This is a genomic window from Halomonas sp. TG39a (assembly GCF_000744395.1).
GTDB classification, from domain to species: Bacteria; Pseudomonadota; Gammaproteobacteria; order Pseudomonadales; family Halomonadaceae; genus Vreelandella; species Vreelandella ventosae_B.
Genome location: NZ_JQLV01000001.1, coordinates 2359064 through 2384811, shown reverse-complemented (window position 1 = coordinate 2384811; position 25748 = coordinate 2359064). Strand labels below are relative to the sequence as shown.

Genomic DNA, 25748 nt, shown 5'->3' with positions numbered 1-25748 from the left:
ACTTCATTATTGGCTCATCTAGCTCGCCTCCTCCTTAGGGAGCGTAGCAGTAGCGCATATCAAGGGCGTAGAGTGAGAGTGGAAATTCCTTGAACAATCACAGCTGTAAACGCATCGAAATAGAAGCGGTAGATGCCATTTTGTAGTAAAATTACACGAATTATTGCGTATAATGCCCCCTTTACGGTAGATTTTAGGTAATCTAACTACATTAGATGCCTAATTATAAATAGGAGCGACGATGAGCCAGTCCACTGCTTCCCAAGGTGCACCGCTGGGCGATCCGAATCACGCTATTGATTTAGCGCTGTTTGGGGCGCTGGGTGATCTTGCCATGCGCAAGCTATTTCCTGCCTTATACCATCTTGATCGCGAAGGCTTGATGCCTGAAAGCACGCGCATTATGGGGCTGGCCCGCCATGAGCACGACGTTGCGTCATTTCGCAAAATGGTTAACGACGCGCTGCAAAAACGACTGAAAAGCAGCGAGCAGGATAAGCAGAGTATCGAGCGCTTTCTCGCCCGCTTGGATTACCTAAAACTCGATTTTTCAAGCGTTGAGGGTTACGACGCTATTCGTCAGTGGCGCAAAGGCTCACCGCGCCCAATGGTGGTCTACCTTTCCGTTGGTGCATCTATTTATGGCGATATCTGCCGTCATCTGCAGGCCAGTAAAAGCCTGGACGATGAGGCCCGCGTGGTGGTGGAGAAACCCATCGGCTACGACCTGCACTCATCCATTGAAATTAACGACGCTATTGGTCAAGTGTTCCCCGAATCGCGGATTTACCGTATTGACCACTATTTAGGTAAAGAGACCGTACAGAACCTGATTGCGCTGCGTTTTGCCAACCCGCTGTTTGGTACCCAGTGGAACCAGAACAATATCTCCCATGTGGAAATTACCGTTGCCGAAAAAGTGGGCATCGAAGGGCGCTGGGGTTATTTCGACCAAGCGGGTCAACTGCGGGACATGGTGCAAAACCACTTGCTGCAGCTGCTGTGCTTAATCGCCATGGATCCGCCTTCCAATCTGGATGCCGATGCCATTCGCGATGAGAAGGTGAAAGTGCTTAAAGCGCTCAAGCCGTTTGTGGGCGAAGCGCTTGGCCGAGATGTGGTGCGCGGCCAATATATCGCCGGTACTAGCGATGGCCAGTCGGTGCCAGGGTATTTAGAAGAAGAGGGCGCCAACACCCAGAGCCAAACCGAAACCTTTGTGGCCATGAAAACCGAAGTGGCTAACTGGCGCTGGGCAGGCGTGCCGTTTTACTTGCGCACCGGCAAGCGCATGCCGGATAAGCTCTCACAGATCGTTATTCACTTTCGCCAGCAGCCGCACTATATCTTCGACCCGGATCAACGCGGCATCGCCTCGAATAAGCTGATTATTCGCCTGCAGCCGGAAGAGGGTATCGCCCTGCAAGTGCTGACCAAAGATAGCGGCTTGGATAAAGGCATGCGCCTGCGCCCCGGCCCGCTGCATTTGGACTTCAACAATGCCTTTCCCAAATCGCGGATACCCGATGCCTACGAACGCCTGCTGCTCGAAGTCATGAAAGGCCAGCAGTATCTGTTTGTCCGCCGGGATGAAATCGAACACGCCTGGCGTTGGTGCGACCAGCTCATTGATGGCTGGAAAAAACGCGACACCCCACCGCGCCGTTACCCGGCAGGCTCGTGGGGCCCCGTCGCCTCCATCGCCATGATTACCCAAGACGGCCGCAGCTGGTACGAGGATTATTAATATGAGCCAAGCACGCCAACAGTTGGCTGAGCAGCTTGCCGAAGCCGTTTTTCAGGCGCTGCACGACGACTTAAACCATCAAGAGCGCGTCCTGCTGGTGGTTTCAGGTGGTTCCACCCCGGTGCCTTTCTTTAAGGCGCTGGCGGCCAAACCGCTACCCTGGGAGCGCATTGACGTAACGCTTGCCGACGAGCGTTGGGTCGATGAGCAGAGCAGTGATAGCAACGCCAAGTTGGTGCGTGAGCACCTCCTTCAGGGCGACGCTGAAGCGGCTACTTTTATACCGTTAACTTGCGGCGCGGCGACCCCCGAAGAGGGCGTAGATGAAGTGGTCAAGCGAGCGGAATCACTGGCCTGGCCTGCCAGCGTGGTGATTTTGGGGATGGGGGGAGACGGCCACACCGCGTCACTGTTTCCCGATAGCCCTGAGCTGACCCTGGCGCTTGCCACGGAAGAGCTGTTAGTGGCAGTTAGAACGCCTAGTCAGCCGCAGCCACGGATTACCTTTTCGGCCGACCGCCTGCATCAGGCACGGCGGCATATTCTGCATATTACCGGTGACGATAAACGCGCCGTGTTGGCCAAGGCATTAAACGGCGACGACGTTCGTCAGTTGCCTATTCGTGCCTTTTTAACCTGCCCATTGGCCATTTATTGGGCGCCTTGAGCGCCAGCCGGTTTAGCCAATAATAAGTTGCTTGGAGACTCACTAATGACTATCGACAAACAGTTACCTTCTACCCGTACCGCAGAGCTGGATAGTATCTGCTCAAAAGCTGAAGTGATTCCTGTCATCACGATTGAGCGCTTGGAAGACGCAGTACCGCTAGGGCGCGCCCTGGTGGAAGGCGGCTTAACCGTGCTGGAAGTTACCCTGCGCACCGATTGTGCCCTGGACGCCATCAAGCGAATGAAAGAAGCGCTGCCGGGTGCCAGCATTGGTGTGGGCACCGTGCTAACACCCGCGCAATATCGCCAAGCCGAGCAGGTGGGCGCTGATTTTGTGGTGACGCCGGGCGCCACTGACGCGCTTTACCGCTATGGCGTGGAAAGCCCTGTGCCAATGCTACCAGGCGTGTCGACCATTTCTGAGCTGATGACCGGCTGGCAGTACGGCTATCGTCGGTTTAAGTTCTTCCCCGCTGAATCCAGCGGCGGCGCTAAAGCAATCAAAGCGTTTGGCGCACCGATTCCAGAAGCGCGTTTCTGCCCCACCGGTGGCATTACCGTGGACAACGCAGACGCCTACCTGTCACTGCCGAACGTGATGTGTGTAGGCGGCTCCTGGTTGACGCCGAAAGCAATGGTCGATGCTGAAGATTGGGACGGCATTCGCGAACTGGCCCGTCAATCAGCGGAGCGCTTTCATCACTAAGCAGGCATCACTCAATAGGCATCCTTAAGCAACCTATCGCAGGTTGTGTAAATGCTGGCCCTAGTTATGGTTTTTAACCATTGCTAGGGTTTTTTTATAGCGAAATTTTGTCATTCGCGTATGGTACCCGCCTGCGTACGACCAAAGACGTATAACGGGCTATATTCAGCTCAACTAAAATGGCGGGACGATTTGTCTGACATTTCGCTATACGCGCATACAGTAACGTGCGTGCCACTTACAATGATCATGAGGTGAGTCAAAATGCACGCTTTGACCCTGGCGTCCTTCCTGTTTTTTACAGGGCTTGTCGCCTTTATCACTTGGCGAATCACCCGCCGAGATGACCACTCAAGCACCAGCGGCTACTTTCTAGCAGGGCGTACGCTAACCTTTCCGCTGATCGCTGGCTCTCTGCTAATGACCAACCTCTCCACCGAGCAAATGGTGGGGCTCAATGGGGCGGCCTTTTCCGATGGGTTAAGCGTGATGGCCTGGGAAGTGGTGGCGGTTATCGCACTGGTGGCGTTGGCGCTCTTCTTCCTGCCGCGGTTTTTGAAAAGTGGCATTGCCACGCTGCCGCAGCTGCTCGAAATACGCTTCGATAAAACCACCCAGCTAATCACCAATATCATCTTCTTGATCGCTTACGCGGTGATTCTGCTGCCGATTATTCTCTATTCCGGCGCCATCGGTCTGCAGGGGATGCTCGATCTTCAAGGGCTAACAGGTATCGAGTCTTCGGCGACGCTGCTTTGGCTAACGGTGTGGATAGTTGGCATTATCGGTTCGGTCTATGCACTGTTTGGTGGGCTACGCACGGTGGCGGTTTCGGATACGCTTAACGGCGTCGGGCTATTGATCGGCGGTTTCGTGATCGTCTATTTCGGCCTGCAGGCCGTGAGTGACGGCAGCGGCATTATGGAAGGTTGGAGCATCCTCAAAGAGAGCGACCCGGATAAGCTTAATTCGATTGGCGGCGCTGATCAGCAGGTGCCTTTCTTTACCCTGTTCACCGGTGTTTTCCTGATTAATCTATTCTACTGGAGTACCAACCAGCAGATTATTCAGCGTACCTTTGCGGCCAAAAACCTGGCTGAAGGCCAGAAGGGTGTTCTGCTGACCGGTCTATTTAAACTGCTGGGCCCGCTGTATCTCGTGCTGCCGGGCATCATTGCTTACCATCTTTATGCCGATCAAGGCGTGCGTGCTGATGAGGCCTACGGTCACTTGGTATTTAACGTACTGCCGCCGTATCTAACCGGGTTTTTCGCCGCGGTGATGGTCGGTGCGATTCTTTCGTCGTTTAACTCCGCGCTGAACAGTACTACTACGATTTTCAGCCTGGGCATCTATAAAGGTGTACTGAACAAAGAGGCGACGGAAGAGCAGGTGGTGAAATCGGGTAAGGTCTTCGGCTGGATCATGGCCATTATTACCATGATTATCGCGCCGTTGTTGGCAGGCCAGGATAGCCTGTTTGGTTACCTGCAGAAGATGAACGCGATCTACTTTATTCCAATTCTTGCCGTGGTGCTGGTCGGGCTGCTAACCAAACGTGTTCCGCCGATGGCAGCTAAAATTGCCCTGGTGGGCGGCTGTTTATTGATAGCCGCCGGTTACTTTGTGCCACCCTTTACGCTGCTGCCGCAGGTTATGCACGAGTTCCACTTCGTGGCGATGGTGTTTGTGTTGTTGGTCGTCGTGATGCTGATCATCGGCAAGCTGCGCCCACGGGAAACCGACTGGATTCAGCAGCACAGCGGCGATGTGGATCTAACACCCTGGAAAGGCGCAGTACCGGCCGGTATTGTCCTGGTCGTGTTAGTCATCGTGATGTATATAAGCTTCGCCGGTTGAGTGCCAGCGCTAGTCGCTAAGAGGTAAAGCCAGAAAGTGGCCCCGCTAGTATCCGCTAGCGGGGCCTTTTGCTGTGAGGTTTATAAGAGAGTTATGCCAGGCGCAGCGGCAGTTCGGTCAATCCTTTGATGCCGGTTTCGACCCTATACAGCGAGCCTGCAGTGGGCTCCTGGGCTAGCTGTTCAGCGCTAAATCCCTCTTGCGCCGTAGTGATATACAGCGTTTTTAGATCAGGGCCTGCAAACGCTGGGCAGGAGGGTTGGCTGACCGGTAGCTCAACGCGGCCTATTATTTCGCCGTCATGATCCAAACGCACCACTTGCCCAGCTCCCCACAGCGCTAGCCATAGGCAGCCTTCGCCATCCATGACGGCACCGTCGGGGTTGCCCTGGCTGGTAAAAAAGTCTGCCCAGGGTTGCGGCTCGCCCTTCGGCCAGCCGTCGCTATCCAACGCCCAGCGCATCACCACACCCGTCACCGTATCGGTAAACCAGGCAAACTCGCCATTTTCAGCAAAGCAGATAGCATTGGGAATGGTCAGCCCTGAGCGCAGCCGCGACAGCTCGCCGCGGTGCAGGCGGTAAAGGCTGCCAGCGTTTCTTTCAGCGCTTTTACCCATGCTGGAGAGCCACAGGCTGCCGTGGCGATCAATGCGGGCGTCATTGCTGCGGGTGACCGGGTTATCGGCCTCGAAATCACACAGCTTTTCTACCTTGCCGCTGCCTGGGTTGAAGCGGCTTAAGCGGTCTTCGCCGACTAACAGCAGGCCTCCTTCTTCAAGGGGCGCAGCCAGTGACACCCGATGTTCAAACTGATAGTGGCCGCTTTCTCCAGTGGCGGGGGATAGCCAGTGCAGCTGCTTTTCAAGAATGTCGCACCAATAAAGGCGCTGATTTTTAGCGTCCCACTGCGGGCCTTCACCTAGGGTGCAGCGGCAATCGACCGCTAACTCTGCCTGCCACGTTGCAACATGCATACCTGTATTCATTGTTATTGGATCTCCTTATTGTTCTCCTGCCAACCAGGCCTCGACGAGGGCTTGTGCCTGTTGACCTACCTGGGAAGCGCTTTGGCCGGGTTTGTATAACGCGCTGCCCAGCCCTGCACCATCGACACCCGCTGCGCGCCAAGTGGCGAAGTTATCGATCCCAACGCCGCCGACAGCATACAAAAGGGTGCCTGTGGGCAGTACTGAGCGCACTGCCTGCATGCCCTCTAATCCTACCTGCACCGCTGGGAAGAGTTTAAGTCCGGTGGCACCGGCATCGAGTGCATCGAAGGCCTCAGAGGGTGTCACAATCCCCGGCCAGCTCGCCATACCGAGTCTATGCGTCTCTTCAATGACTGCAGGCCGACAGTTGGGAGAAACGATCAGGCGTCCACCCGCAGAGTGAACTTCACGCACCTGAGCCGGAGTGAGTACCGTGCCTGCACCAATGACCGCGCGCTTGCCAAATGCGTCTACCAAGCGGCGAATGCTCTCCAGCGGGTTGGGTGAGTTAAGCGGTACTTCAATCTGGGTGATGCCCGCGGCCAGCACCGCTTCCGCGATATCCACGGCCTCATCAGGCGTTACACCGCGTAAAATACCAATTAGTGGCAGCGACATAGCCAATTTCTCCATGCTTAAATTATGTTAACGCGTGATGGGCGAGGCGCAGACCTGCTAAGACGGCGGTGTCGCCATCCACATGCTGCGTCTGATAGCCGATCGTATTGAGCGCCAGCGTATAGCGCTGGCTCAGGGCTTGGTTACCAATCAACATGATCGGCTTATCGGTGGGGCATTCACGGCAGGCGCCAGCAAGCTCAAGGCCAATGGCGAGCCCAGAGAGCCTGGCCGCCAGTACGGCTCCACGCGTGTCGCCTGCAGGTAGCCGACCATCGAGTAAATCCTGCGCGCGCAGGCCGAAAAGACGGCTACTAAAAGTTTCGGGCGCCGCGTAGATCTCGCTAACTGCCGAAATAAACGCCTCACGGCAAGCGGGGTCTTGAAGCTCATCGGTGCCGATTGAGTGGCGCAAGACCGATTGGTTGGCCAATAGCTGGTAAAGCTCGCCGGTCAGGTAGGTCGAAAACCCACTCACCGCACCCGCTTCAAGAGTGGCCCATTTGGCGTGGGTACCCGGCAAACAGGCGAGACCCGTAAAGTCAGGTGTGTTAGCGACGAGGCCTGCTAACTGGGTCTCTTCCCCACGCATTACATCAAAGTGGGTTGCAGCACTGCGGGTTTGGCTTAAACCGGGTAGCAGGTAAACACGTAGCTGGTCGCCTGTAAGCGTTGGCGTTACTGCGCCCTGGCTAAGCTGGTCAAGCCGCGTGGGTACCGGCAAATAGGCGGCTTCCAGCCAGCCCTGACGGGCGCCCGCCATGCCGCACACCATCACATCGGTGTGAACATTGGCAGGCAGCCAATCGCCCACTAGCCGCCGTAGCTCGCGCTCATAGTCGGCGGGGGTAAGCGACAGCATGCCCTTGTCGCTACTGGCTTGGGCAATCACTTGGTCGTGTTGATTGAGGCCCCAGGCGCGCAGGTTGCTGGAGCCCCAGTCCACGGCAATCCACGCCAGCTGTTGCTCTAACGATGCAGTCGTCGCGCTCATTGGGTAAGTCTCAGCGTTGATTGCATGGCTTACCACTCCGCAATAGAGCCGTCTTCGTGAGTCCAGACCGGGTTGCGCCAGCGGTGGCCCACCTTGGCGCGCTCCTCAACGAACTCTTCGTTGATCTCCACGCCAAGCCCAGGGCCCTGGGGAATGGCACAGAAGCCATCTTCAATCGCCAGGGCTGATTTATCGACCAGGTAGTCGAGTACATCGTTACCCTGGTTGTAGTGAATACCCATGCTCTGTTCTTGAATAAAGGCGTTGTGGCTCACCGCATCCAGCTGTAGCGAAGCGGCTAAGGTCAGCGGGCCAAGCGGGCAGTGGGGCGCCAGGGCGACATCGTAGGCGGATGCTAGGGCGGCGATTTTGAGACCTTCGCTAATGCCGCCACAGTGGGAAATATCCGGCTGGATAATGTCGATCATGCCATCGGCCAGCAGGTCGCGGAACTGAAAACGGGTATGCAGCCGCTCGCCGGTGGCTAGCGGGTAGCCAAGCCCGCCAGCAATATCCTTCAAGCAGGGCAGATGTTCGGGGGCGACCGGCTCTTCCACAAACATGGGGTGAAAGGGCTCTAGCTCGCGCAGCAGTGCTTTGGCCATAGGGCGGTGCACGCGGCCATGGAAGTCGATGCCGATGCCTACATCTGGCCCAACGGCGTTGCGGGCTTCTGCCACCCGGGCAACGGCTTCATCGACCTTGCGGTGTGAATCGACGATTTGCAGCTCGGGGGTGCCGTTCATTTTGAAGGCCGTGAAGCCTTTTTCGACCAGCGCTTTGGCACCAGCGCCCACGTCGCTTGGGCGGTCGCCACCGGTCCAGGCATACATGCGCATTTTGTCGCGCACGGCACCGCCTAACAGCTGGTGAACGGGCACACCCAGGTCGCGACCTTTAAGATCCCACAGCGCCTGGTCAATACCGGCAATTGCACTCATCAGAATCGGCCCGCCGCGGTAAAATCCAGCGCGGTACATGATGTTCCAGAGATGCTCGATGCGGTGTGGATCCTGGCCGATCAAGTAGTCGGAAAGCTCGTGTACGGCGGCTTCAACGGTTGCCGCGCGGCCTTCAATTACCGGTTCACCCCAGCCGTAGCAGCCTTCATCGGTTTCGATCTTGAGAAACAGCCAGCGCGGGGGGACTTGCCAGGTCTTGAGTTTGGTGATTTTCATTAAATCAGATCCTTATTAATTGACGATGCCAAGATCGATGGCGGTACGGCGCAGTACTTCACGTGCGGCACTCTCTGCGCCGCTGGCATCGCGGTTGCGTATGGCGTCAAGCACCTGACGGTGGCGGGCAAGGCTGTCGTCTAGCGTATCGGTGCGGTGCTGCGAACGGTGTATCAGCGCCATGATTGAAGGGCGCAGTAAATGCCCCATTTGCCGCCAGACTAAATTGTGGCTCGCCCGGTAAGTGGCATCGTGAAAGGCGACGTCGTACTCGGCATGCTCAGCACGGGCTTCAACACTGCCTGCGCTGCTCTCCATGCCTGCAAAGGCGCTCTCAAGGCGCTCTATGTCTTCAGCCTGGGCTGCCTGCGCCGCCAGGCCTGCCACCACGGGTTCGGCAGAGTAGCGAAAGGCGTAAATAGCCCTGACCAGCTGCGGGTCAAGGTTGATCAAGCCGGTCATCCATTCGCTCATCAGCGGGTCGAGCAGGTGCCAGTCGCCGATTTCGCGCACCAACGTGCCGCGCCCCGCGGTGCGCTCTAATAGCCCTGCAGCGGTGAGGCTGGTGAGTGCGTTACGCACCTGGTTACGGCTAACGGCAAAGTGTTTACCGATATCCAACTCGCGAGGAAAAACATCGCCGGGCTGCCAATGGCCTGCCAGCAGTGCCTGGGCAAGTAAACGCGCTAACTGTTCAGCGCCACCCTGGTGGGTAGGTAGAGCATCCAGCGTCATCGGTTGTCTCTTATTATGTGTTCGATGACCGCTAGTCTAGTAAATGTCTGACATTTCCACAAGCGAACTGCTTTAGACAAAAGTCAGAGCTTAATTTGACGTCTAGTCACCCCAAATCAGGTACAAAAAAGGCACGCCTACCCAGGCGTGCCTTATGTTAATAGCTTATAGGGCGACTTATTTAGCTAATATCTGCTCGCGTTGGCAGTGCGGCGTAAGCGCCTGGCCGAGTAACGGCATGGGCGCCGCAGCGGCAGGCGGTAGCTACTGCACGGTGTAGAAAGTCAGCATCGCTCTGCCAGTTTTCATTGATGCCGTGGGTCGAAAGCTCGGCCAGAAGACCCCCAATAAAGGCGTCGCCACCGGCGGTGGTATCGACTGCTTCCACTTTAGGGGGGGCAATTCGCTGGTCGATGCCGATACCTTTTAGCACCACATCGTTGGGGCCGTCGGTAATCAAGATAACCTTCACCCCAGCCGCCAAACGTTCAGAAAGCCACGATTCTGCAGGGTGATCAGCACGCAAGTAGTCGAGTTCTTCCTGGGAGAGCTTGAGCAGCTCGGCGCCGTCTAGTAGTTGCGTGACTAAGCTGGCGTCTGCTTCACCGCCGGGCCATAGATTGTGGCGTAGGTTGGCATCGACGCTGACCAGGCAGCCTGCGCGCTTGGCCATGGTGGCCATTGCCAGAGTAACGTCGGCGATCTCGGGGTCGGTCAGGCTGTTACTGCACAGGTGCAAAATAGCAGGATTCTCAAATACGCCCTGGGGTAAATGCTCAAGGCGGTAAAGCAGATCAGCTGCGGGTGGACGATAAAAATCAAAAGTGCGCTCGCCCACTGCATCCCGGGAAACGAACGCTAGCGCCGTACGGGATTGTTGGGTGTACACAATGCCGCTGGTGTCTACACCGTGGCTATTAAGCTCACGCACCAAAAAATGCCCAAAAGTATCGTCGCCTACCATGCCTAAAAACTGGCTAGGCACACCCAGGCGGGCGCAGGCGACCGCCACGTTCGCGGGAGCGCCACCGGCGTAGGGCGTAAAGGTTTCCTGGGCATCAGTGGCGGCACCCAAACGACTGGAGAGCATATCAACCAGTGCTTCCCCAAAGGCGATAACTGGTGTCATCTGTGGCTCCTTATTATGATTAGTGTATTTGTTTTAAAACGAGCGGTGTTGCACGGAACAGTTTTATGCCACGCAATGACCGCGCGCGGCTTCAAGCAGCTCATACCACGCTTCCCGGGGTAGCGTTGCGGGGGCATTCAGCATGTCGCTAATTCGCTCAGGTTTAACGCTGCCAATCACCGGTATCGGCGAGTTGGGCAGGCTGCGCAGCCAAGCCAGCGCTAAGGCGTTGGGCGAGCTATCAAGCGTAGTTGCCCACTTACCCAAACAGTCGCCCACGGAGCCCTGCATCAATTGCCCACCTGCCAGCGGCGACCACGCCATGGGCGAGTGGCCGTCGGCGCATAGATCATCAAAGCTACCGTTAAACAGCGGCGTGGTATGGGCGATTGAGAGCTCGATCTGGTTGGCGCTTAATCGATGATGCATGGCTGCTTGCAAACGGCGCCACTGGCTAGGCAGGTGGTTGGAAATTCCCGCGGCGCCAATTTTGCCTGCTTCAATGGCGTTGTCCAGCGCGCGGCCGGTGGCTTCAGCGTTCATTAGCAGGTCGGGGCGGTGAATCAGAAAGTGGTCGAGACGTTCGACGTTTAAACGCCCAAGCGAGGCGTCGATGGCGCTATGTAGATAATCCGGGCTAGCGTTGTAGTGCTTTACCTTACCCGAACCGGGCGCGGGGTTGTCGTTAGCAATGCTCGCTTTGGTGACGACCTTGACCCGCTGAGCCAGGGCAGGGCGCGCCCGTAGTGCGGCGCCAAAAAGCGTCTCTCCTTGGCCGCTGCCGTAAATGTCCGCATGGTCAAACCAGTTAAGGCCCTGTTCCAGGCGTGCTTCGATCCAGTCTGCCAACCGTTCAGGGTCGTGCATGGCGGGAGTTTCGTGCAGACGCATCATGCCGAGAAGAAACGGCACATCAAAGGTGGCAGCGGGCATAGCAGATTCCATATTGATGTTGTTAGAAATTGTTATCAGAAAACTTCTTCGTTATGCAGTGCTTCGGCGGCACCCAGCAGGCCCGTCCAGGGGGCAGTCACCACCCATACGGGGATGTCAGCGTTATAAGCACCCATACGGCCTTTATTGACAAAAGCGGTGCGCAGTTCGCTCTTCGGCAGCCACTCCAGCAAGCGGGGAAGAATGCCGCCACATAGATAAACTCCACCCCTTGCGCCCATGGTTAGGGTGGCATCGCCACACACATCGCCGAGGATTTTGAGAAAGCGCAGCAGGGCAGCGGTGGCGAGGCTATCGCCCTCGTTGGCCGCTGTGGTCACCTCGGCCGGGCTGGTTAGGCGAGGTTCAATTCCCTCAAGGCTGCAGTGCGCCTGGTAAAGCTCGAGTAAGCCCTGACCGCACAAAATGCGCTCTACGCTCACCCGCTTGTGACGCTGCAGAAATACATCCAGCAGCGCCCGCTCGGTGCCATCCGTGGGTGCAAAAGTGACGTGGCCGCCTTCGGTGGGCAGTGGTATCCAGGCGTGCTGCCCGGGAAATACCCCAGCAACGCCCAGCCCGGTGCCAGGGCCGATGATTAAGCGTGTGGAGTGCGCCTGGGTTTGACCCGGCTGAACCTCGACCAAATCACTGGCTGCCACATGGGGAACGCCCAGCGCCTGGGCGGTAAAGTCATTAATCACTTTGAATAGCGATAGATTCAGCGCTTGCTGAACGTCGCTTTTCAAAAAATCCCAGTGGTTGTTGGTCATTTTGACCCGCTCAGCGTGAACAGGGCAGGCGAAGGCTAAGCAGGCTTCTTGAGGCGCGTTGTCACCGGTGGCGCCCACGCGATTCAAGTAATCCTGCACCGCTTCTACAACGCCGGGGTAGTCGGTGCAGGGTAGGTTCAAAATGTCGTGCGGGGTTATTTCACCGGGAGACACCAATGCCAGGCGTGCGTTGGTGCCCCCAATATCGCCGATGAGTGCCGGTCGCATCAGGCATCCTCTTGTGAGATTTGCCCCTGCTGGCGGGCGAGATCATCGGCTTCAAAACCACCAAACACGCCAGCGCCCTCTTCACCGCGCATGGCAAGGTGACGGAAGCCGCCAAACAGCTCGCGACCCAAGCCCACGTGGTAGTGATCCAGGTTACCGATGGCTAGTTGCCGATCAGCCCAGCTGGCGGGGTCAACTTTGGCTTCCAGCGTGCCCGCATTGGCATCCAGGCGCACAATATCGCCATCGCGCAGTTTGGCCAGCGGGCCACCATCCAGGGCTTCCGGACTCATGTGGATAGAAGCCGGTACCTTGCCCGATGCGCCCGACATGCGGCCATCAGTGACCAGCGCCACTTTATAGCCACGGTCCTGCAGCACGCCCAGGAACGGCGTTAGTTTGTGTAGCTCGGGCATGCCGTTAGCTTTGGGCCCCTGGAAGCGTACAACCACGATGACATCGCGGTCTAAATCGCCAGACTCAAAAGCCGCTTTCATTTCATTTTGATCTTCGAAGATTTTTACCGGCGCTTCAACAATGCGATGCTCTTCGGCGACTGCTGAGATTTTAATCACACCGCGTCCCAGGTTGCCTTTCATCACTGTTAAACCACCCGTTGCCGCGAAGGGCTTAGCGACAGGTCGAAGAACGTCTTCATCAAGACTTTTTTCGGGGCCTTCATGCCAGACGACTTTGCCATCTTCCAGGAACGGCTCCTGGGTGTAGGCGGTTAGGTCAGTGCCAAACACGGTGGGGATATCGCCGTGAATCAAGCCTGCGCCCAACAATTCCCGGAACAGGTAGCTCATGCCGCCCGCCGCCTGGAAGTGGTTGATATCCGCCTGGCCGTTAGGGTAAACCTGCATCAGGCTGGGAGTAACCGCCGAAAGGTCGGTGAAGTCATCCCAGTTCAGGGTAATGCCCGCAGCGGCGGCCATGGCGATCAGGTGCATCGTATGGTTGGTTGAACCACCGGAAGCCAGCAAACCCACCACGGCGTTAACAATCGCGCGCTCATCAATCTGTTTAAAGAACGGGCGATAGTCGCCGCCGGGTTCGGTGTTACGGATGGCCTGCTCTGTGGCGTAGCGGGTCAGTGCTTCGCGCATCTCGGTGCCAGGGTTTACAAAAGAAGTGCCGGGCAGATGTAGGCCCATCACCTCCATCATTAGCTGGTTGGAGTTGGCGGTGCCGTAGAAGGTGCAGGTGCCGGGGCTGTGGTAGGACTCCGACTCGGCTTCTAGCAGCTCGGCGCGGCCCACTTTACCTTCTGCGTAGAGTTGGCGGACGCGCGCCTTCTCTTTGTTAGGCAGGCCACTGGGCATTGGGCCCGCGGGGACAAACATGGCGGGCAGATGCCCAAAGCGCGCGGCAGCGATGAAAAGGCCTGGAATAATCTTGTCGCATACACCCAGATAAAGGGCAGCATCGAACATATTGTGCGAGAGGCCAACGGCCGCGGACATGGCAATCACATCGCGAGAAAACAGGGAAAGTTCCATCCCCGGCTGGCCTTGGGTCACACCGTCGCACATGGCGGGCACGCCACCGGCAAACTGGGCGGTTGAGCCCATGGCACTGGCGGCTGCTTTAATCGTTTCAGGAAACGTCTCAAACGGCTGGTGCGCCGAGAGCATATCGTTGTAAGACGATATAATCCCTAAGTTGGCGCTGTTCATCAGCTTGAGTTCGTTCTTATCACGCGGGTTACAGGCCGCGAAACCGTGGGCCAGGTTGCCACAGCTTAGTTCGGCACGGTGCACACCACGTTTGTGCTGGTCAGCCATGCGCCGCTCATAGAGGGCGCGCCGCTCAGCAGAGCGCTCACGAATGCGCTGGGTAACCTCAGCAACGGTAGGGTTTAAAGTGGCAGGTGTTGAGCTCGGCATAGGGACCTCTGCGTGATAGAGACGGTGAGTAAATATTGTAGTTATTTTACATTTTTTAGCGTCGATTTAAGAGACTTTACGGCAATAAAAACCACATTTGTAGTTTTATTACCCGAATGTAGGCTGTCAGTCACCTTACGTAAAATAGGCGATGGTATTTATGGAACCCTGACAGGGTGGAAGCATCGCCAGTGAAATAGCAAGTATAGCACCCAGGCTTTTGCTACCATTTTGCGCTTTGCCTTTGAATGTTTGATGACCCCTACTAAGCCGGAGCCTGCATGCACGCTATTGTTGACCACATTCAGCCTGTTGATCTCAATGCTGGGGAAGAGGCTCGTCGCTACTTGGATACGCTCACCAAGCCGCCGGGTAGCTTGGGTGCCTTGGAAGAGTTGGCGATACAGCTGAGCGCCATCACTGGTCAGCTCAAGCCCAGCGTGACGCCGCCGGCGGTCATTGTGTTTGCTGCAGATCACGGCGTTGCCGTCGAAGGGGTATCTGCCTTTCCCCAAGAAGTGACTGCCCAGATGGTGGCTAACTTCGCCAATGGAGGGGCGGCCATTAATGTGTTTGCCCGGCAGATAGGGGCGCTGGTTGAGATAGTCGATGTTGGCGTGGCTGCGACGTTAACAATGGCAGGCGTAACCGCTGCTAAAGTGCGCCATGGCACTGCCAATATGGTGGAAGAAGACACCATGCAATCGGCTGACGTCATTAATGCTATGGATGCGGGCGTGGCTGCCGTTGAAAGGGCAAAAAAGGCCGGCGCAAAATGCCTCATTGTCGGTGAAATGGGCATTGCCAATACCACCGCCAGTAGTGCGATGTTAGCAGTACTAACGGGTGAGTCGGTAACAAGCGTAGTCGGTGCGGGAACCGGGATTAATCCCCAGCAGCAGGTGCACAAAGTGGCGGTGATTGAACGCGCTATCGCTGCGCGTAACGCTGACCCACAGGCCCCTTTAGCGGTGCTTGCAAAATTGGGCGGCCTGGAAATTGCTGCCATGACCGGCGCGTATTTGGCAGCAGCGGCCAATAGGATGCCAGCCATTGTGGATGGCTTTATTGCCACAGTGGCCGCGTTGACCGCCTGCCGAATCTGCCCCGCGGTACGCGGCTACCTTATTTTTGGCCATCGCTCCCAAGAGCCTGGGCATGAAGTCGCATTAAGGGCTTTAGAGGCTAAGCCGCTACTCGATATGGGCATGCGGCTAGGCGAGGGCAGTGGTGCCGCGCTGGCGTATCCGTTAGTGAAGGCGGCGACAGCGATGGCGGCGGAGATGGCGACCTTTAACGATGCCGGCGTTAGCGATAAGGCTAGGCTATGAGCGCAAGTGCTACATTAACGGGCGTAGCGCTGATCGCTTTAGCGATCATGATTGATTTAATCGTTGGTGACCCACGCTCAATACCGCATCCGGTGGTGCTGATAGGGCGCTTTATTAGCGCTTTTGAGCGGCTGTGGAATCGCGGCACGGCGCAGCAGCGCAAGCTCAGCGGCGCGTTGTTAACCGTTGTTGTGGTCGGCGGCGTATGGCTTGTTAGCGGGTTAGCGCTGGCGCTGCTAGCACGATTGCACCCCGGGCTGGCGTTGATTGCTGAGCTTTGGCTGCTATCGACTACGCTGGCGATTAAAGGCTTGGGCGATGCGGCACGCGCCGTGGTTAAGCCGCTGACAAAAGGCGATTTGCACGCTGCACGCAAGGCGCTGGGAATGATAGTCGGGCGCGATACGCAACGCTTGGATGAAGCGGAAATTACCCGGGGCACGGTGGAAACCGTGGCGGAAAACACCGTTGACGGCATTACCGCCCCACTATTTTTTGCCCTGATTGGCGGGGCACCGCTAGCGCTGGCGTACAAGGCGGTGAATACTCTGGATTCGATGGTAGGCTACAAAAACCAACGCTATGCCGATTTTGGTTTTGCCTCCGCGAAGCTGGACGATGTCGCCAACTGGATACCCGCACGCTTAACCGCGCTATGCCTGTGGCTTGCTGGCCTGCTACTGGATATTTCAGGCGTTTTGAACCTGCGCTGGAAAGGCGCACTGAGCAGTACTTGCCGCGATGCGCCGCGTCATCCAAGCCCCAATGCTGGCTGGCCGGAGGCCATGGTGGCCAGGCTACTCGGGGTTCAGTTGGGCGGCACCAATGTCTATCAAGGTGTGGTGTCTCAGCGCGCTACCCTAGGTGAGCCGCTTGAAGTGCTGCAGGTAACGCATATCTCTGCTGCGGTGCGTTTAATGCACGGTGCCTGGATACTGTTTATGGTGCTGTCAGTGGTGGTAATAGCGGGCATATTATTCATTTTTAAGGGGCTACTATGAGTCAATGTATGTGGCCCAGCCACGGCGGGCAAGCCGAGGCGCTATTAGCGCACTTCGGTTTGCCCGCCGATCACCGTCTGGAAGATTTTAGTGCCAACCTCAATCCTTTGGGGCCTCCGGCCTGGGTCAGCGATTGGTTAACGAGGCAGTTAGCCTGTCTGGAGCGCTACCCGGCACCCGATTATTGCGCTGCTCGCCACGCTATTGCCGCCCACCACCAAGTCCAGCCCGAGCAGGTGCTGCTAACCAACGGCGGCGCCGAGGCGATTTTCCTGGCTGCCGCGGTGCATGCAGGCAAGCGGGCGGCGATTATTACCCCAAGCTTTGGCGAGTATGCCCGCGCCTGTCGTGCTTATCGGCTCTCCGTCACTGAGATCGCACTGCCCGCGCCGCACTTTGTGCTGGATGTTGGTTCTTTGTTGACCGGGCTTAACGGCACTGAGGTGCTGTTTTTATGCCGCCCCAATAATCCTACCGCTACGCTAATTGATATTTCGGCAATGGAAACGCTGCTGGATCGCAGCGCAGCCATTGGCTGCCATGTGGTAGTCGATGAGGCCTTTATTGACATGGTAGGCGAGGCGACCCAGCAGGCCTCGTTGGCTCCGCTGTTGGCGCGCTATGCGCACTTGACGCTGCTGCACTCCATGACCAAGTTTTATACCCTGCCAGGGCTGCGGTTGGGCTATATGCTGGCGGATGCGGCAACAATAAACGCCGCCGCGATCCATCAGCCAGCCTGGAGTGTTAATCACTTGGCGGCGGAGCTGGTGGCGCCGTTGCTGACGGATGATGCCTTTGCCCGGCGCACCCAACGGTGGTTGGCCAGCGAGCGGCCGCGTGTGGCTCAAGCGCTTACCGAGTTGGGGTTGGACGTTGTGCCCAGCCAGGCGTGTTTTTTTCTTATCCGCCCCAGTGCTGCGCAGGAAATCACCACGGATGCGCTATTTGAGCAGCTACTGCGCCAGGGCATTTTAGTGCGTCATAGCCACAATTTTGCCGGGCTTAATGGCGAATGGCTGAGAGTAGCGCTGCGCGACGAATCTGCCAACCGGCGGCTAGTTAATGTGCTGAAAAAGGTACTGCATGATTGTCTTCGTTAGCGGCGGCGCACGCTCCGGCAAAAGTGATATTGCCGAGCAGCGGGTAGTGGACGCAGCGGGTAGCTCACCCTGTTACTACTTAGCGACCGCAGCCGTATACGACGCAGAGATGGCTGAGCGAGTGGTACGACACCAGCAAGCTAGGAACGGTCACGGACAAGCCGCTCGATGGGTAACGCTAGAAGCGCCTGTGGATATAGATCAAGCGCTGGCCGAGGTGCCCGATGGCAGTGCGGTTCTGCTGGACTGCTTAACGCTATGGTCCAGCCAAGTGCTGTATGGCAGTGAGCTTAGCGACGACGGTGGCCTGGCGCTGCTGACAAATACGTTATCGGATGCTCGCGCGCGCAGTATTTATCTAATGATTGTCTCTAACGATATTAACGAATCGCTGCCGCCCACAGATACGCAAACCTGGCGCTACCTGGCGTTTCTTCAGCGCGCTCACCGCTGGCTAGCGGCGGAGGCGGACTCGGTGCTAGAGGTGCTCGCAGGCTGCGCCATCGAATGGAAAAACCACGGGAAGCTGCTGTGAAAGAGGGTGCTGTGAAAAATGCTCTGTTCGGTCTCCTGCTGGCGCTGCAGTTTCTGACCCGGATCCCCATACCAATAGCCGTCCCCTGGACGCCCGATACCCGCCGCTGGGCGGTGCGCGCCTACCCTTTGGTGGGCCTGTTGATCGGTAGCGTGCTGGTGCTGCTAGCGTTTGCGATGCACAACGCCCCCACACCGATCACCGCGCTGGCGATATTAAGCGTGTGGGTGGCGCTTTCCGGTGGGCTGCATTTGGATGGCGTTATGGATATCGCCGATGCGCTGGGCAGTAATCAGCCGCTGGCGCGCCGCTGGGAGATTATGAAAGATCCGCAAATCGGCAGCTTTGGTATCTTGGCGCTGGTGTTTCTACTCGCCTGGAAGGGCGTGCTGCTATGGGCATTGCTCACTTATCAAGCGCCGCTCTGGTGGCTGCTGGTGGTGCCCGCGCTAGGGCGCTGGGCGGGCGTTGCCTTGCTGGTTCTGACCCCCTGCGCCCAGCCGAAGGGCCTGGCTTGGAGCTGGCAGCAGTCGCTTAGCGGCCAGGATGTGGCACTGGCGCTGGTACCGCTGGCGGTTGTCGCGCTGTTCGCCCCTGCGCTGGTGCTGATGGGGCTCTTGGCGGCTGTCTTTGTGGCGCTTTCACGCGGGTTTATGGTGCGACTGTTTAACGGCATTAACGGCGATATGGTAGGCGCCACCATCGAAGGAGGAGAGCTTTGGCTACTGATCTTAGTGTGGAGCTGGTGGCAGTTCGCCACGGTATCACCGCTTGGAATTTAGAACGTCGTTATCAGGGCCAACAAGATATACCGCTGCTGTTGCCTGAAGCTGAAGAGGGGCTACTAACGCTGCGGGAGGCATTGGCAGATGAGTATTTTGATGCCATCTACTCAAGCGATCTTAACCGCTGCCAACAAACGCTGAAGTGGGCGGAAGTCGCCAAACCAGGCGTGCCCCTTACGCTTGAGCCACGCCTGCGGGAGCTCGATTTTGGCGAGTACGAAGGCAAGGTTTACGACGAACTCAAAAACCTATCCCACTACCGCGCCTGGATCGACAGCGTCGGTGAGCTGAAAATCCCAGGTGGCGAATCAGCGGCCCAGCTGCGCGCACGTTTGTATGCTTGGCTTGATAATGTGGCCGTCAATGCTCAATCGGGGGGGCACAAAAAAATTCTAGCTGTCACCCACGGCGGTGTGATTCGCGAGCTGCGCCGTCGTTTTGAAACCATCCACTTCTGGGATGGCTCAGTGAGTCAGGCCCAAGGCAGGCGCTGGAAACTCACTTATTACACCGATGCGAATGGACAAGGAGAATGGCAATGCAGCTCTTCATCGGCGGTGCCTGCGCTGGCAAACGAGACGTTGTAGCCGCACGCTTTCTCAAGGCGAATTGGTGGCAACTGGATGCTGCTAAGCCCTTCAGCGATAGCCAGCAAGCGCTCGTAGCCGATACGCCGCTTGTTCTCACAGGTGTGCTTGAATGGCTTGGCGCTGCGCTTGAGCGTGACGATAACGATGCCCTGCGCCAGCAGTGGCAGAGCGATATGGCAGCGCTCTGCCAGCACGCCGACGAGCTAAACGCGCCGTTAATCATCATTGCCAACGAAGTTGGCCGTGGGATTGTGCCCATGCAGCCTGAACAGCGCCGCCTTCGTGATCTCAATGGCTGGTTTGTTCAGGATGCCACTACTCAAGCTGAGCATGTGTGGTATGTCCGGCATGGGTTGGTGATGGCGGTTAAGTAATTAGCTAAGCCTTGCTCCGCCAGCGCTGCTGCCAACCAATCATCAGTAGATGCACTGGCAGGTAGACTATTATGGGCCAGAGCAGCGTGAGTAGGAACAGATAGAGCAACGGGTCGAGGCTCTCCTGGGACTGGCCGAAGGGGCCATGCACCCAGTTGATATTGCGCTCGGCTTCGGTAAGCAGATAGGTCAATGGCACCACAATCCACGTTAGCAGGATCTGCCAAAGCAGGGCGCGGCGTGCATAGCCAAGCCTGGCTATGCCGATACCCGCCACCAGCGTTAGCACCACGTGGTAGAGCGACATGGCTCGCGCCATGGGTGGATGCTCCGGGTCGAACATATACTCGGTGCCGCCGATAGGATGCACGCCAGTGAGCGCCGCCGTGGCGACGTCCAGGCTCCATAAACTGCCGACTAGCGCCACCGCCAGCCATTGCATCGACATCAGGGTGCGGTGTTCACTCCACAGCGCCACCAGCAGCAGAAAACTCGCTACGTTGCACAGCCAAAAGAAGTTCTGTGCCCCCAGCAGCACTACGTAGCTTGGTGCCCAGACCAGGATCCACAGTGTAAAAGCCAGCTTTAACCAGCGTGGCACGCCGGCTGGTGAGGAATCGACCATGATCGTCTCCTGTTCCGTGCGTTGTCTATACTCTAGCAGCTCATCATGAATTGACCGCCCTCCAACAAGTTGCTAGCTTACGCCCACTCTCAGGTGCTGGCGGTGGATCAAGCCGCTAGTGAAACGGGAAGTTGGTGAACGCCTTGTGTGATTCCAACGCTGCCCCCGCAACGGTGATCGAGATAAGAACGGCTAAGACGCCACTGTGCTTATGCACGGGAAGGTGGTCGTTCGGAAAGGCGCATTGTTAGATGCTGCCTTTCGCTCGTCAGCCCGGAGACCGGCCCGAGAGTAACGGTTCAACCTGAACCGATACATGCCGAGGCGCGGTGGGTGCTCTCAAGGCGATTAACGGTGGAACAATGCAATCATACAGTGCGACCGTGATTTCCTTGTCTTGTCCTGCGCTCGGTCAATAAAACGACGTTGTGCGGGTGAGCACGACGAGCAAGGGATCCCTCCATGAACCACCGTTTCCACACCACCGCCCAACGGGCGGCGTTGAGCATGGCTGCTTTACCACTCGCCATCTCCTTTTCAGCCCAGGCCCAATACGCCGCCGCGACGACTGATTTAGCCACGCTTGATCCTGTCGTGGTTACCGCTGCGTTAGCGCCGCGCACTGCCAACGAAAGCCTTTCATCGGTTAGCGTGCTGGACACAGCCTCTTTTCGCCGCCAAGACCCCACCAGCCTCAGCGATCTGCTGCGCGGCCAGCCGGGCGTTGATGTCACCAGCAACGGCAGTTTTGGTAAAAACAGCAGCGTTTATCTACGCGGTGCGCCCAGCGATGCTTCCGTTCTGATGATCGATGGTATTCGGCTGCGATCTGCCACGGCAGGCGGCGCCGCTTTTCAGTATCTAGACCCACGCATGTTTGACCGTGCAGAAATCGTGCGCGGCCCCCGCGGTAGCCTTTACGGTGCGGATGCCGTCGGTGGTGTCATTCAGCTGTTTACCCCGGAGGGTGACGAAGAGGGCTCGCACCCTAGCATTTCAGTCGGTGGTGGCTCCTTTAATACCCAGCGATTAAGCGCAGGTATTTCTGGCCGCGAGGGAGGCACGCGCTACAGCTTCGCCGCTAGCCATTTCAATACTGATGGCCAACCCATTCGACGCGGCGGTGAAGACAAAGGCTATGACAACACCTCGGCGCTTGCCCGCGTTGCGCATACCTTTGAGAGTGGTGCTGAGGTGGGTGTGCTGGCACTGCGCGCTCGCGGTAACAACGAATATGACGATGGAGAGAATGACTTTGTCCAGCAGGTGGCAGGTGTTTACGGCGAGGTGCCAGTTACCGATACCTGGCAGAGTCGCCTGACCCTTAGCGAAGCCCGCGATGAGCTGGATACGCTGGATAATTTTGGCGACTCGATCATTGATACCCGCACCCAAACTGCCCGCTGGCAGAACAATCTTCAGTTGGGTGCCCATGAGTTAATTGCTGGCGCTGAAATCAGCGAAGACCGCGTTTCAAGCACCAACGACTTTGACGTCACCAGCCGCGATAACACCGCCGTGTTTACCCAAGGGCTGCTCGACTTCTCTCCGTTTGCCATTCAAGCAAGCTTGCGTTATGACGACAACGAAGCCTACGGCGATGAGGTTACCGGCAGCTTGGCGCTGGGTTATCAAATAGATAACTATCACACGCTGCGCGCAAGCTTAGGTACTGCTTTTAAAGCACCGAGCTTTAATGACCTCTATTGGCCGGATTCTGGTAACCCTAATCTCAATCCAGAAAAGTCTGAAACCGTCGAAGTGGGTGTTCGAGGCCAATACAACCGATGGTTCTGGGACTTGGCCGCCTTTCAAAACGAGTACGACGACATGATTGCCTGGGCGCCGACGTCGAGTGGTTTATGGGCGCCGCAGAACATCAACAGCGCGCGTATTCGTGGGGCGGAGTTTGCAAGTGGTGTGGAAATGAATGATTGGACACTGCAAGCCGCCTTTACCTATCTGGATCCGGAAGACCGAGATACCGGTAATCGATTAGCCCGTCGGGCCACTCAAAGTGTGCGTCTGGATGCCGATCGGGAGCTTGGCGATTGGTCGCTGGGGGGCTCGTTAATCGCGCAGAATCACCGCTACGATAACGTCTCCAATACCCAGCGTTTAGGTGGCTATGGACTGGTTAACCTGCGCGCGGGATGGCAGTTTGCGCCGCTCTGGACGGCTCGTGTTACGCTAGAAAACGCCTTTGATAAAGAGTATTCAACCAGCCGTGACTATATTAACGCTGGCCGAGCAGGGTTCTTAAGTGTTCACTTTGGCCAATAGTAAACGTGGTGTTGCGCGCGGGGCCTTGGGCCTCGCGTTGTTATTAACAGCGGCTACTTCGCATGCCCACGATCACTCGCGCTGCGTAGTGGATGATCGTGGCCGTGAAGTGTGCCTGTATAATGCTGCTCAGCGCATAGCCACGCTCTCGCCCGGTGCGACTGAACTGACCTACGCGGCTGGCGCAGGAGATCAAGTGGTCGCCGTCGTTGCTTACAGCGATTATCCGCCGGCAGCCAAACAAGTGACGTCGGTGGGAAGCCATACCCGGATTGATCTAGAGGCGCTGGTAGGGCTTGCGCCCGATATAGTCATTGGTTGGGTGACGGGCAACCCAGCTGAACAGCTTGAAACCCTCGAAGCCTTGGGTATGCCGGTGTTCTATATCGAGCCCCGGGATGTAGAGGGCGTGGCCAGTGCCATTGAGCGTTTGGCACGGCTGGCGGGTACAGAAGCGGCCGGGCAGTCGGTGGCAGACAATTTCCGTGACACCATGGCCGCGCTTGCGTCGCGCTACCGTGATCGTGACCCGGTAACCACGTTCTACCAAGTGTGGGATGAGCCGCTAATGAGCGTTAACGACCAGCACCTTATCGGCCAGGTGGTCGAGATTTGCGGCGGTGAAAATGTGTTTGGCGAGCAGGCGCGACGGGTGCCTCGCATAGACGATGAAGCCGTGCTGGCAGCGAATCCTGAGGCGATTGTGGCCGGGGGGATGGGCGAAGAGAACCGCCACTGGCTGACCCACTGGGAGCAGTACTCCAACCTGACGGCGGTGAGCGAAGATAATCTCTTCTTTGTGCCGCCTTCGCTGATTCAACGGCCCACGCCGCGGCTGATGGAGGGCACCCAGATCCTCTGTGAGAAGCTCGATATTGCGCGCCAAAAGCGTGGACGCCGTTAATGCTCGCACGCCTGGGGCTGCCGCTTAGCCTGCTATTACTAGCGGCGTTGGCTGCGCTGATTATTTCCCTTGGTGTTGGCAGTGCGCAGATTTCTCCGGCGCAAATTTGGCAAGTGGTGCTGGGTAATCTTGGTTATATAGGGCAAGGCGAGAGCGATGCGTTGGCGCGTACCATGGTGATGGAGCTGCGCTTGCCCAGGGCGCTCTCGGCGTTTGCCGTCGGCGGTTTGTTGGCAGTAGCGGGGGCGTTAATGCAGGTGCTGCTGCGCAATCCGCTTGCTGACCCTTACGTGCTTGGCCTATCCGGTGGCGCCTCTATTGGCGCATTGGCAGCCATGCTGGGAGGGTTCGGCGGGCTGGCGATTTCTGGTTCGGCATTTGGCGGCGCGCTATTTTCGACATTTTTAGTGTTTGGTTTGGCCCACGGCAGCGGCGGCTGGACCCCTTCGCGGCTGCTGCTCACCGGCGTAGTGGTCGCGGCGGGGTGGGGCGCGGTAATTACCCTAATGCTGGCGATGAGCCCCGCCGAACGCCTGCCAGGCATGCTCTACTGGCTGATGGGCGATCTCTCCTATGCGCGTACCCCTTGGCCGCCGCTGCTATTGTTGTTGGCTACCTGCGTGGTACTGATTCCGCTTGGGCGTAGCCTGAATGTGTTGGCCCGAGGCCCTCAGCAGGCCGCCGCGCTGGGCGTTGCGGTTAGGCCGCTGGAGTGGTGTATCTATATTGCCGCCAGCCTACTCACCGCAGTGGCAGTGACCACCGCTGGCAGCATTGGCTTTGTCGGTTTAGTGGTGCCGCATATGCTGCGCCTGCTGTTAGGCAACGACCAGAGGCTGATACTGCCCGCCTGTGCGTTGGCGGGGGGCACGCTATTGGTGTTGGCGGACACACTAGCGCGCACCATGATCGCCCCGGAACAGCTGCCCGTAGGCGTGATCACTGCGCTGTTGGGCGTGCCCACCTTCCTGTTTCTGCTCTACCGGAGCCGCTGATGAGCGTACTGGCTACCCGAGACCTCATCATCGACGTGCCGGGACGTGAAGGTGGCACACCGCTTAATTTAACCGTTGAACCAGGCCAAATGTGGGGTGTGTTGGGCCCTAACGGGGCGGGTAAAACCACTCTGCTGCATACTTTGGCGGGGCTGCATGCCCCACGTTCGGGCAGCGTTCAGCTCAACGAGTCAGCGCTTGGTCAGCTGCGCCGCCGGCATATCGCCCAGTGTTTGGGATTGGTGTTTCAGGATCGGCAGGATGGCTTTCCCGCAACCGTGCTGGAAACCGCGCTGATTGGCCGTCATCCCTATCTCTCGCCGTGGCAGATGGAGGGCGCCGATGACTACGCCCGTGCCGAAGCTGCGCTTGAGCGATTAGATGTGGCGCATCTGCATGACCGTTTAGTCAGCACGCTTTCCGGCGGCGAACGCCAGCGGGTAGCGATTGCCACCGTGCTGACCCAGGCGCCCAACCTGTGGCTGGCCGACGAGCCCACCAACCATCTTGACCTTCACCACCAGAGCGCCGTCATGGCGCTGATGGCAGAGCAGGCTGCCCAGGGGCAGGCGGTCATCATGTGCTTACACGACCTAAACCTGGCTGCCCGGTGGTGCGACCATATTTTACTGCTCTACCCCAATGGCGAGGCGTGCTGGGGCCCGCGGGATAGCATGCTGATGCCCAGTGCTTTAGAAAGCCTCTACCGCCAGCGGCTAGCGGTGGTCGAGGTGGATGGGGCACCGGTGTTTGTACCGATAAAAGAGTGATA

General features: G+C 57.5%; 25 protein-coding genes and 1 riboswitch. Of the genes, 15 read left to right on the top strand and 10 right to left on the bottom strand.

Translation table 11 applies throughout. The annotated features are described in order from the left end of the window. Positions 1–241 precede the first annotated feature (241 nt). The 4 genes from zwf (at position 242) to U738_RS10685 (ending at position 4982) form a co-directional block, all read left to right on the top strand. The gene (zwf, locus tag U738_RS10700; protein ID WP_035580110.1) at positions 242–1747 is read left to right on the top strand and encodes a glucose-6-phosphate dehydrogenase; all 1506 of its coding nucleotides are present in this window, start codon (positions 242–244) and stop codon (positions 1745–1747) included. Position 1748: 1 nt separating this feature from the next. Next, positions 1749–2414 carry a 6-phosphogluconolactonase gene (gene pgl / locus U738_RS10695; RefSeq protein WP_035580108.1) on the top strand — a complete coding sequence of 222 codons (666 nt, stop codon included), beginning with the start codon at positions 1749–1751 and terminating at the stop codon, positions 2412–2414. Positions 2415–2459: 45 nt separating this feature from the next. After that, complete coding sequence (locus U738_RS10690; protein ID WP_035580106.1) at positions 2460–3122, top strand: bifunctional 4-hydroxy-2-oxoglutarate aldolase/2-dehydro-3-deoxy-phosphogluconate aldolase; 663 nt, start codon at positions 2460–2462, stop codon at positions 3120–3122. Between the two features lie 264 nt (positions 3123–3386). Continuing rightward, positions 3387–4982, top strand: coding sequence for a solute:sodium symporter family transporter (locus tag U738_RS10685; protein WP_035580099.1), 1596 nt, complete (start codon positions 3387–3389; stop codon positions 4980–4982). Positions 4983–5073: 91 nt separating this feature from the next. Here the strand turns inward: U738_RS10685 and U738_RS10680 are convergent, their stop codons facing one another. The 9 genes from U738_RS10680 to edd all read right to left on the bottom strand — a co-directional run bounded on the left by U738_RS10680 (position 5074) and on the right by edd (position 14450). Further along, positions 5074–5970, bottom strand: a complete 897-nt coding sequence (locus U738_RS10680; protein ID WP_035580096.1) for an SMP-30/gluconolactonase/LRE family protein — start codon at positions 5968–5970, stop codon at positions 5074–5076. Positions 5971–5985: 15 nt separating this feature from the next. Beyond that, positions 5986–6606, bottom strand: a complete 621-nt coding sequence (locus U738_RS10675; RefSeq protein WP_268746284.1) for a 2-dehydro-3-deoxy-6-phosphogalactonate aldolase — start codon at positions 6604–6606, stop codon at positions 5986–5988. 7 nt (positions 6607–6613) lie between these two features. Beyond that, positions 6614–7585: a 2-dehydro-3-deoxygalactonokinase gene (locus U738_RS10670; protein ID WP_035580085.1), complete on the bottom strand. Its 972-nt coding sequence runs from the start codon at positions 7583–7585 to the stop codon at positions 6614–6616. A 29-nt stretch (positions 7586–7614) separates the two neighbouring features. Continuing rightward, positions 7615–8763, bottom strand: a complete 1149-nt coding sequence (gene dgoD / locus U738_RS10665) for a galactonate dehydratase (RefSeq protein WP_022523040.1) — start codon at positions 8761–8763, stop codon at positions 7615–7617. Between the two features lie 15 nt (positions 8764–8778). Beyond that, positions 8779–9498, bottom strand: a complete 720-nt coding sequence (locus tag U738_RS10660) for a FadR/GntR family transcriptional regulator (protein WP_035580081.1) — start codon at positions 9496–9498, stop codon at positions 8779–8781. Positions 9499–9679: 181 nt separating this feature from the next. Next, positions 9680–10627 carry a carbohydrate kinase family protein gene (locus tag U738_RS10655; RefSeq protein WP_035580079.1) on the bottom strand — a complete coding sequence of 316 codons (948 nt, stop codon included), beginning with the start codon at positions 10625–10627 and terminating at the stop codon, positions 9680–9682. A 63-nt stretch (positions 10628–10690) separates the two neighbouring features. After that, entirely contained in the window at positions 10691–11560 is an 870-nt protein-coding gene (locus U738_RS10650; protein WP_035580076.1) for an aldo/keto reductase, read from the bottom strand. A 35-nt stretch (positions 11561–11595) separates the two neighbouring features. Continuing rightward, positions 11596–12561, bottom strand: a complete 966-nt coding sequence (gene glk, locus U738_RS10645) for a glucokinase (RefSeq protein WP_035580074.1) — start codon at positions 12559–12561, stop codon at positions 11596–11598. Continuing rightward, positions 12561–14450 (bottom strand): phosphogluconate dehydratase, encoded by a 1890-nt coding sequence (edd, locus tag U738_RS10640; protein ID WP_035580071.1) that lies wholly within the window; start codon positions 14448–14450, stop codon positions 12561–12563. Before edd ends, glk begins: the two co-directional genes overlap by 1 nt. A gap of 281 nt (positions 14451–14731) precedes the next feature. Between edd and cobT the strand changes: the two genes are divergently transcribed. The 7 genes from cobT to U738_RS10605 are packed head-to-tail and all read left to right on the top strand — an operon-like array spanning position 14732 to position 20169. After that, a complete protein-coding gene (cobT, locus tag U738_RS10635) occupies positions 14732–15781 on the top strand; it encodes a nicotinate-nucleotide--dimethylbenzimidazole phosphoribosyltransferase (protein ID WP_035580069.1) in 1050 nt (349 codons plus the stop codon). Further along, complete coding sequence (cbiB, locus tag U738_RS10630) at positions 15778–16782, top strand: adenosylcobinamide-phosphate synthase CbiB (protein WP_035580067.1); 1005 nt, start codon at positions 15778–15780, stop codon at positions 16780–16782. Before cobT ends, cbiB begins: the two co-directional genes overlap by 4 nt. Then, complete coding sequence (cobD, locus tag U738_RS10625) at positions 16779–17885, top strand: threonine-phosphate decarboxylase CobD (protein WP_035580065.1); 1107 nt, start codon at positions 16779–16781, stop codon at positions 17883–17885. Before cbiB ends, cobD begins: the two co-directional genes overlap by 4 nt. After that, entirely contained in the window at positions 17869–18420 is a 552-nt protein-coding gene (locus U738_RS10620; protein ID WP_035580062.1) for a bifunctional adenosylcobinamide kinase/adenosylcobinamide-phosphate guanylyltransferase, read from the top strand. Before cobD ends, U738_RS10620 begins: the two co-directional genes overlap by 17 nt. Positions 18421–18431: 11 nt before the next feature. After that, the gene (gene cobS, locus U738_RS10615) at positions 18432–19202 is read left to right on the top strand and encodes an adenosylcobinamide-GDP ribazoletransferase (RefSeq protein ID WP_035583450.1); all 771 of its coding nucleotides are present in this window, start codon (positions 18432–18434) and stop codon (positions 19200–19202) included. Then, positions 19139–19792, top strand: coding sequence for a histidine phosphatase family protein (locus U738_RS10610; RefSeq protein WP_035580059.1), 654 nt, complete (start codon positions 19139–19141; stop codon positions 19790–19792). The genes cobS and U738_RS10610 overlap by 64 nt, the downstream gene beginning before the upstream one ends. Further along, complete coding sequence (locus U738_RS10605; protein WP_035580056.1) at positions 19744–20169, top strand: bifunctional adenosylcobinamide kinase/adenosylcobinamide-phosphate guanylyltransferase; 426 nt, start codon at positions 19744–19746, stop codon at positions 20167–20169. Before U738_RS10610 ends, U738_RS10605 begins: the two co-directional genes overlap by 49 nt. A 4-nt stretch (positions 20170–20173) precedes the next feature. Here U738_RS10605 and U738_RS10600 read toward each other — a convergent pair whose 3' ends face one another. After that, positions 20174–20794 (bottom strand): hypothetical protein, encoded by a 621-nt coding sequence (locus U738_RS10600; RefSeq protein ID WP_035580054.1) that lies wholly within the window; start codon positions 20792–20794, stop codon positions 20174–20176. Between the two features lie 74 nt (positions 20795–20868). Next, positions 20869–21097, top strand: a riboswitch (cobalamin riboswitch). A gap of 159 nt (positions 21098–21256) precedes the next feature. Between U738_RS10600 and U738_RS10595 the strand changes: the two genes are divergently transcribed. The 4 genes from U738_RS10595 to U738_RS10580 are packed head-to-tail and all read left to right on the top strand — an operon-like array spanning position 21257 to position 25746. Continuing rightward, on the top strand, positions 21257–23077 hold the full coding sequence (locus U738_RS10595) for a TonB-dependent receptor domain-containing protein (RefSeq protein ID WP_035580051.1): 1821 nt from the start codon (positions 21257–21259) through the stop codon (positions 23075–23077). Further along, positions 23058–23981 carry a cobalamin-binding protein gene (locus U738_RS10590; protein WP_035580047.1) on the top strand — a complete coding sequence of 308 codons (924 nt, stop codon included), beginning with the start codon at positions 23058–23060 and terminating at the stop codon, positions 23979–23981. The genes U738_RS10595 and U738_RS10590 overlap by 20 nt, the downstream gene beginning before the upstream one ends. Further along, positions 23981–24976 carry a FecCD family ABC transporter permease gene (locus U738_RS10585; protein WP_035580044.1) on the top strand — a complete coding sequence of 332 codons (996 nt, stop codon included), beginning with the start codon at positions 23981–23983 and terminating at the stop codon, positions 24974–24976. Before U738_RS10590 ends, U738_RS10585 begins: the two co-directional genes overlap by 1 nt. Beyond that, the gene (locus U738_RS10580) at positions 24976–25746 is read left to right on the top strand and encodes an ABC transporter ATP-binding protein (protein ID WP_035580041.1); all 771 of its coding nucleotides are present in this window, start codon (positions 24976–24978) and stop codon (positions 25744–25746) included. Before U738_RS10585 ends, U738_RS10580 begins: the two co-directional genes overlap by 1 nt. Positions 25747–25748 lie beyond the last annotated feature (2 nt).

Excerpts from the sequence above, each read along its gene's own strand:
- zwf (WP_035580110.1), top strand. The coding sequence starts at position 242 with ATGAGCCAGTCCACTGCTTCCCAAGGTGCACCGCTGGGCGATCCGAAT.
- pgl (WP_035580108.1), top strand. The coding sequence starts at position 1,749 with ATGAGCCAAGCACGCCAACAGTTGGCTGAGCAGCTTGCCGAAGCCGTT.
- U738_RS10690 (WP_035580106.1), top strand. The coding sequence starts at position 2,460 with ATGACTATCGACAAACAGTTACCTTCTACCCGTACCGCAGAGCTGGAT.
- U738_RS10685 (WP_035580099.1), top strand. The coding sequence starts at position 3,387 with ATGCACGCTTTGACCCTGGCGTCCTTCCTGTTTTTTACAGGGCTTGTC.
- U738_RS10680 (WP_035580096.1), bottom strand. The coding sequence starts at position 5,970 with ATGAATACAGGTATGCATGTTGCAACGTGGCAGGCAGAGTTAGCGGTC.
- U738_RS10675 (WP_268746284.1), bottom strand. The coding sequence starts at position 6,606 with ATGGAGAAATTGGCTATGTCGCTGCCACTAATTGGTATTTTACGCGGT.
- U738_RS10670 (WP_035580085.1), bottom strand. The coding sequence starts at position 7,585 with ATGAGCGCGACGACTGCATCGTTAGAGCAACAGCTGGCGTGGATTGCC.
- dgoD (WP_022523040.1), bottom strand. The coding sequence starts at position 8,763 with ATGAAAATCACCAAACTCAAGACCTGGCAAGTCCCCCCGCGCTGGCTG.
- U738_RS10660 (WP_035580081.1), bottom strand. The coding sequence starts at position 9,498 with ATGACGCTGGATGCTCTACCTACCCACCAGGGTGGCGCTGAACAGTTA.
- U738_RS10655 (WP_035580079.1), bottom strand. The coding sequence starts at position 10,627 with ATGACACCAGTTATCGCCTTTGGGGAAGCACTGGTTGATATGCTCTCC.
- U738_RS10650 (WP_035580076.1), bottom strand. The coding sequence starts at position 11,560 with ATGCCCGCTGCCACCTTTGATGTGCCGTTTCTTCTCGGCATGATGCGT.
- glk (WP_035580074.1), bottom strand. The coding sequence starts at position 12,561 with ATGCGACCGGCACTCATCGGCGATATTGGGGGCACCAACGCACGCCTG.
- edd (WP_035580071.1), bottom strand. The coding sequence starts at position 14,450 with ATGCCGAGCTCAACACCTGCCACTTTAAACCCTACCGTTGCTGAGGTT.
- cobT (WP_035580069.1), top strand. The coding sequence starts at position 14,732 with ATGCACGCTATTGTTGACCACATTCAGCCTGTTGATCTCAATGCTGGG.
- cbiB (WP_035580067.1), top strand. The coding sequence starts at position 15,778 with ATGAGCGCAAGTGCTACATTAACGGGCGTAGCGCTGATCGCTTTAGCG.
- cobD (WP_035580065.1), top strand. The coding sequence starts at position 16,779 with ATGAGTCAATGTATGTGGCCCAGCCACGGCGGGCAAGCCGAGGCGCTA.
- U738_RS10620 (WP_035580062.1), top strand. The coding sequence starts at position 17,869 with ATGATTGTCTTCGTTAGCGGCGGCGCACGCTCCGGCAAAAGTGATATT.
- U738_RS10605 (WP_035580056.1), top strand. The coding sequence starts at position 19,744 with ATGCAGCTCTTCATCGGCGGTGCCTGCGCTGGCAAACGAGACGTTGTA.
- U738_RS10600 (WP_035580054.1), bottom strand. The coding sequence starts at position 20,794 with ATGGTCGATTCCTCACCAGCCGGCGTGCCACGCTGGTTAAAGCTGGCT.
- U738_RS10595 (WP_035580051.1), top strand. The coding sequence starts at position 21,257 with ATGAACCACCGTTTCCACACCACCGCCCAACGGGCGGCGTTGAGCATG.
- U738_RS10585 (WP_035580044.1), top strand. The coding sequence starts at position 23,981 with ATGCTCGCACGCCTGGGGCTGCCGCTTAGCCTGCTATTACTAGCGGCG.
- U738_RS10580 (WP_035580041.1), top strand. The coding sequence starts at position 24,976 with ATGAGCGTACTGGCTACCCGAGACCTCATCATCGACGTGCCGGGACGT.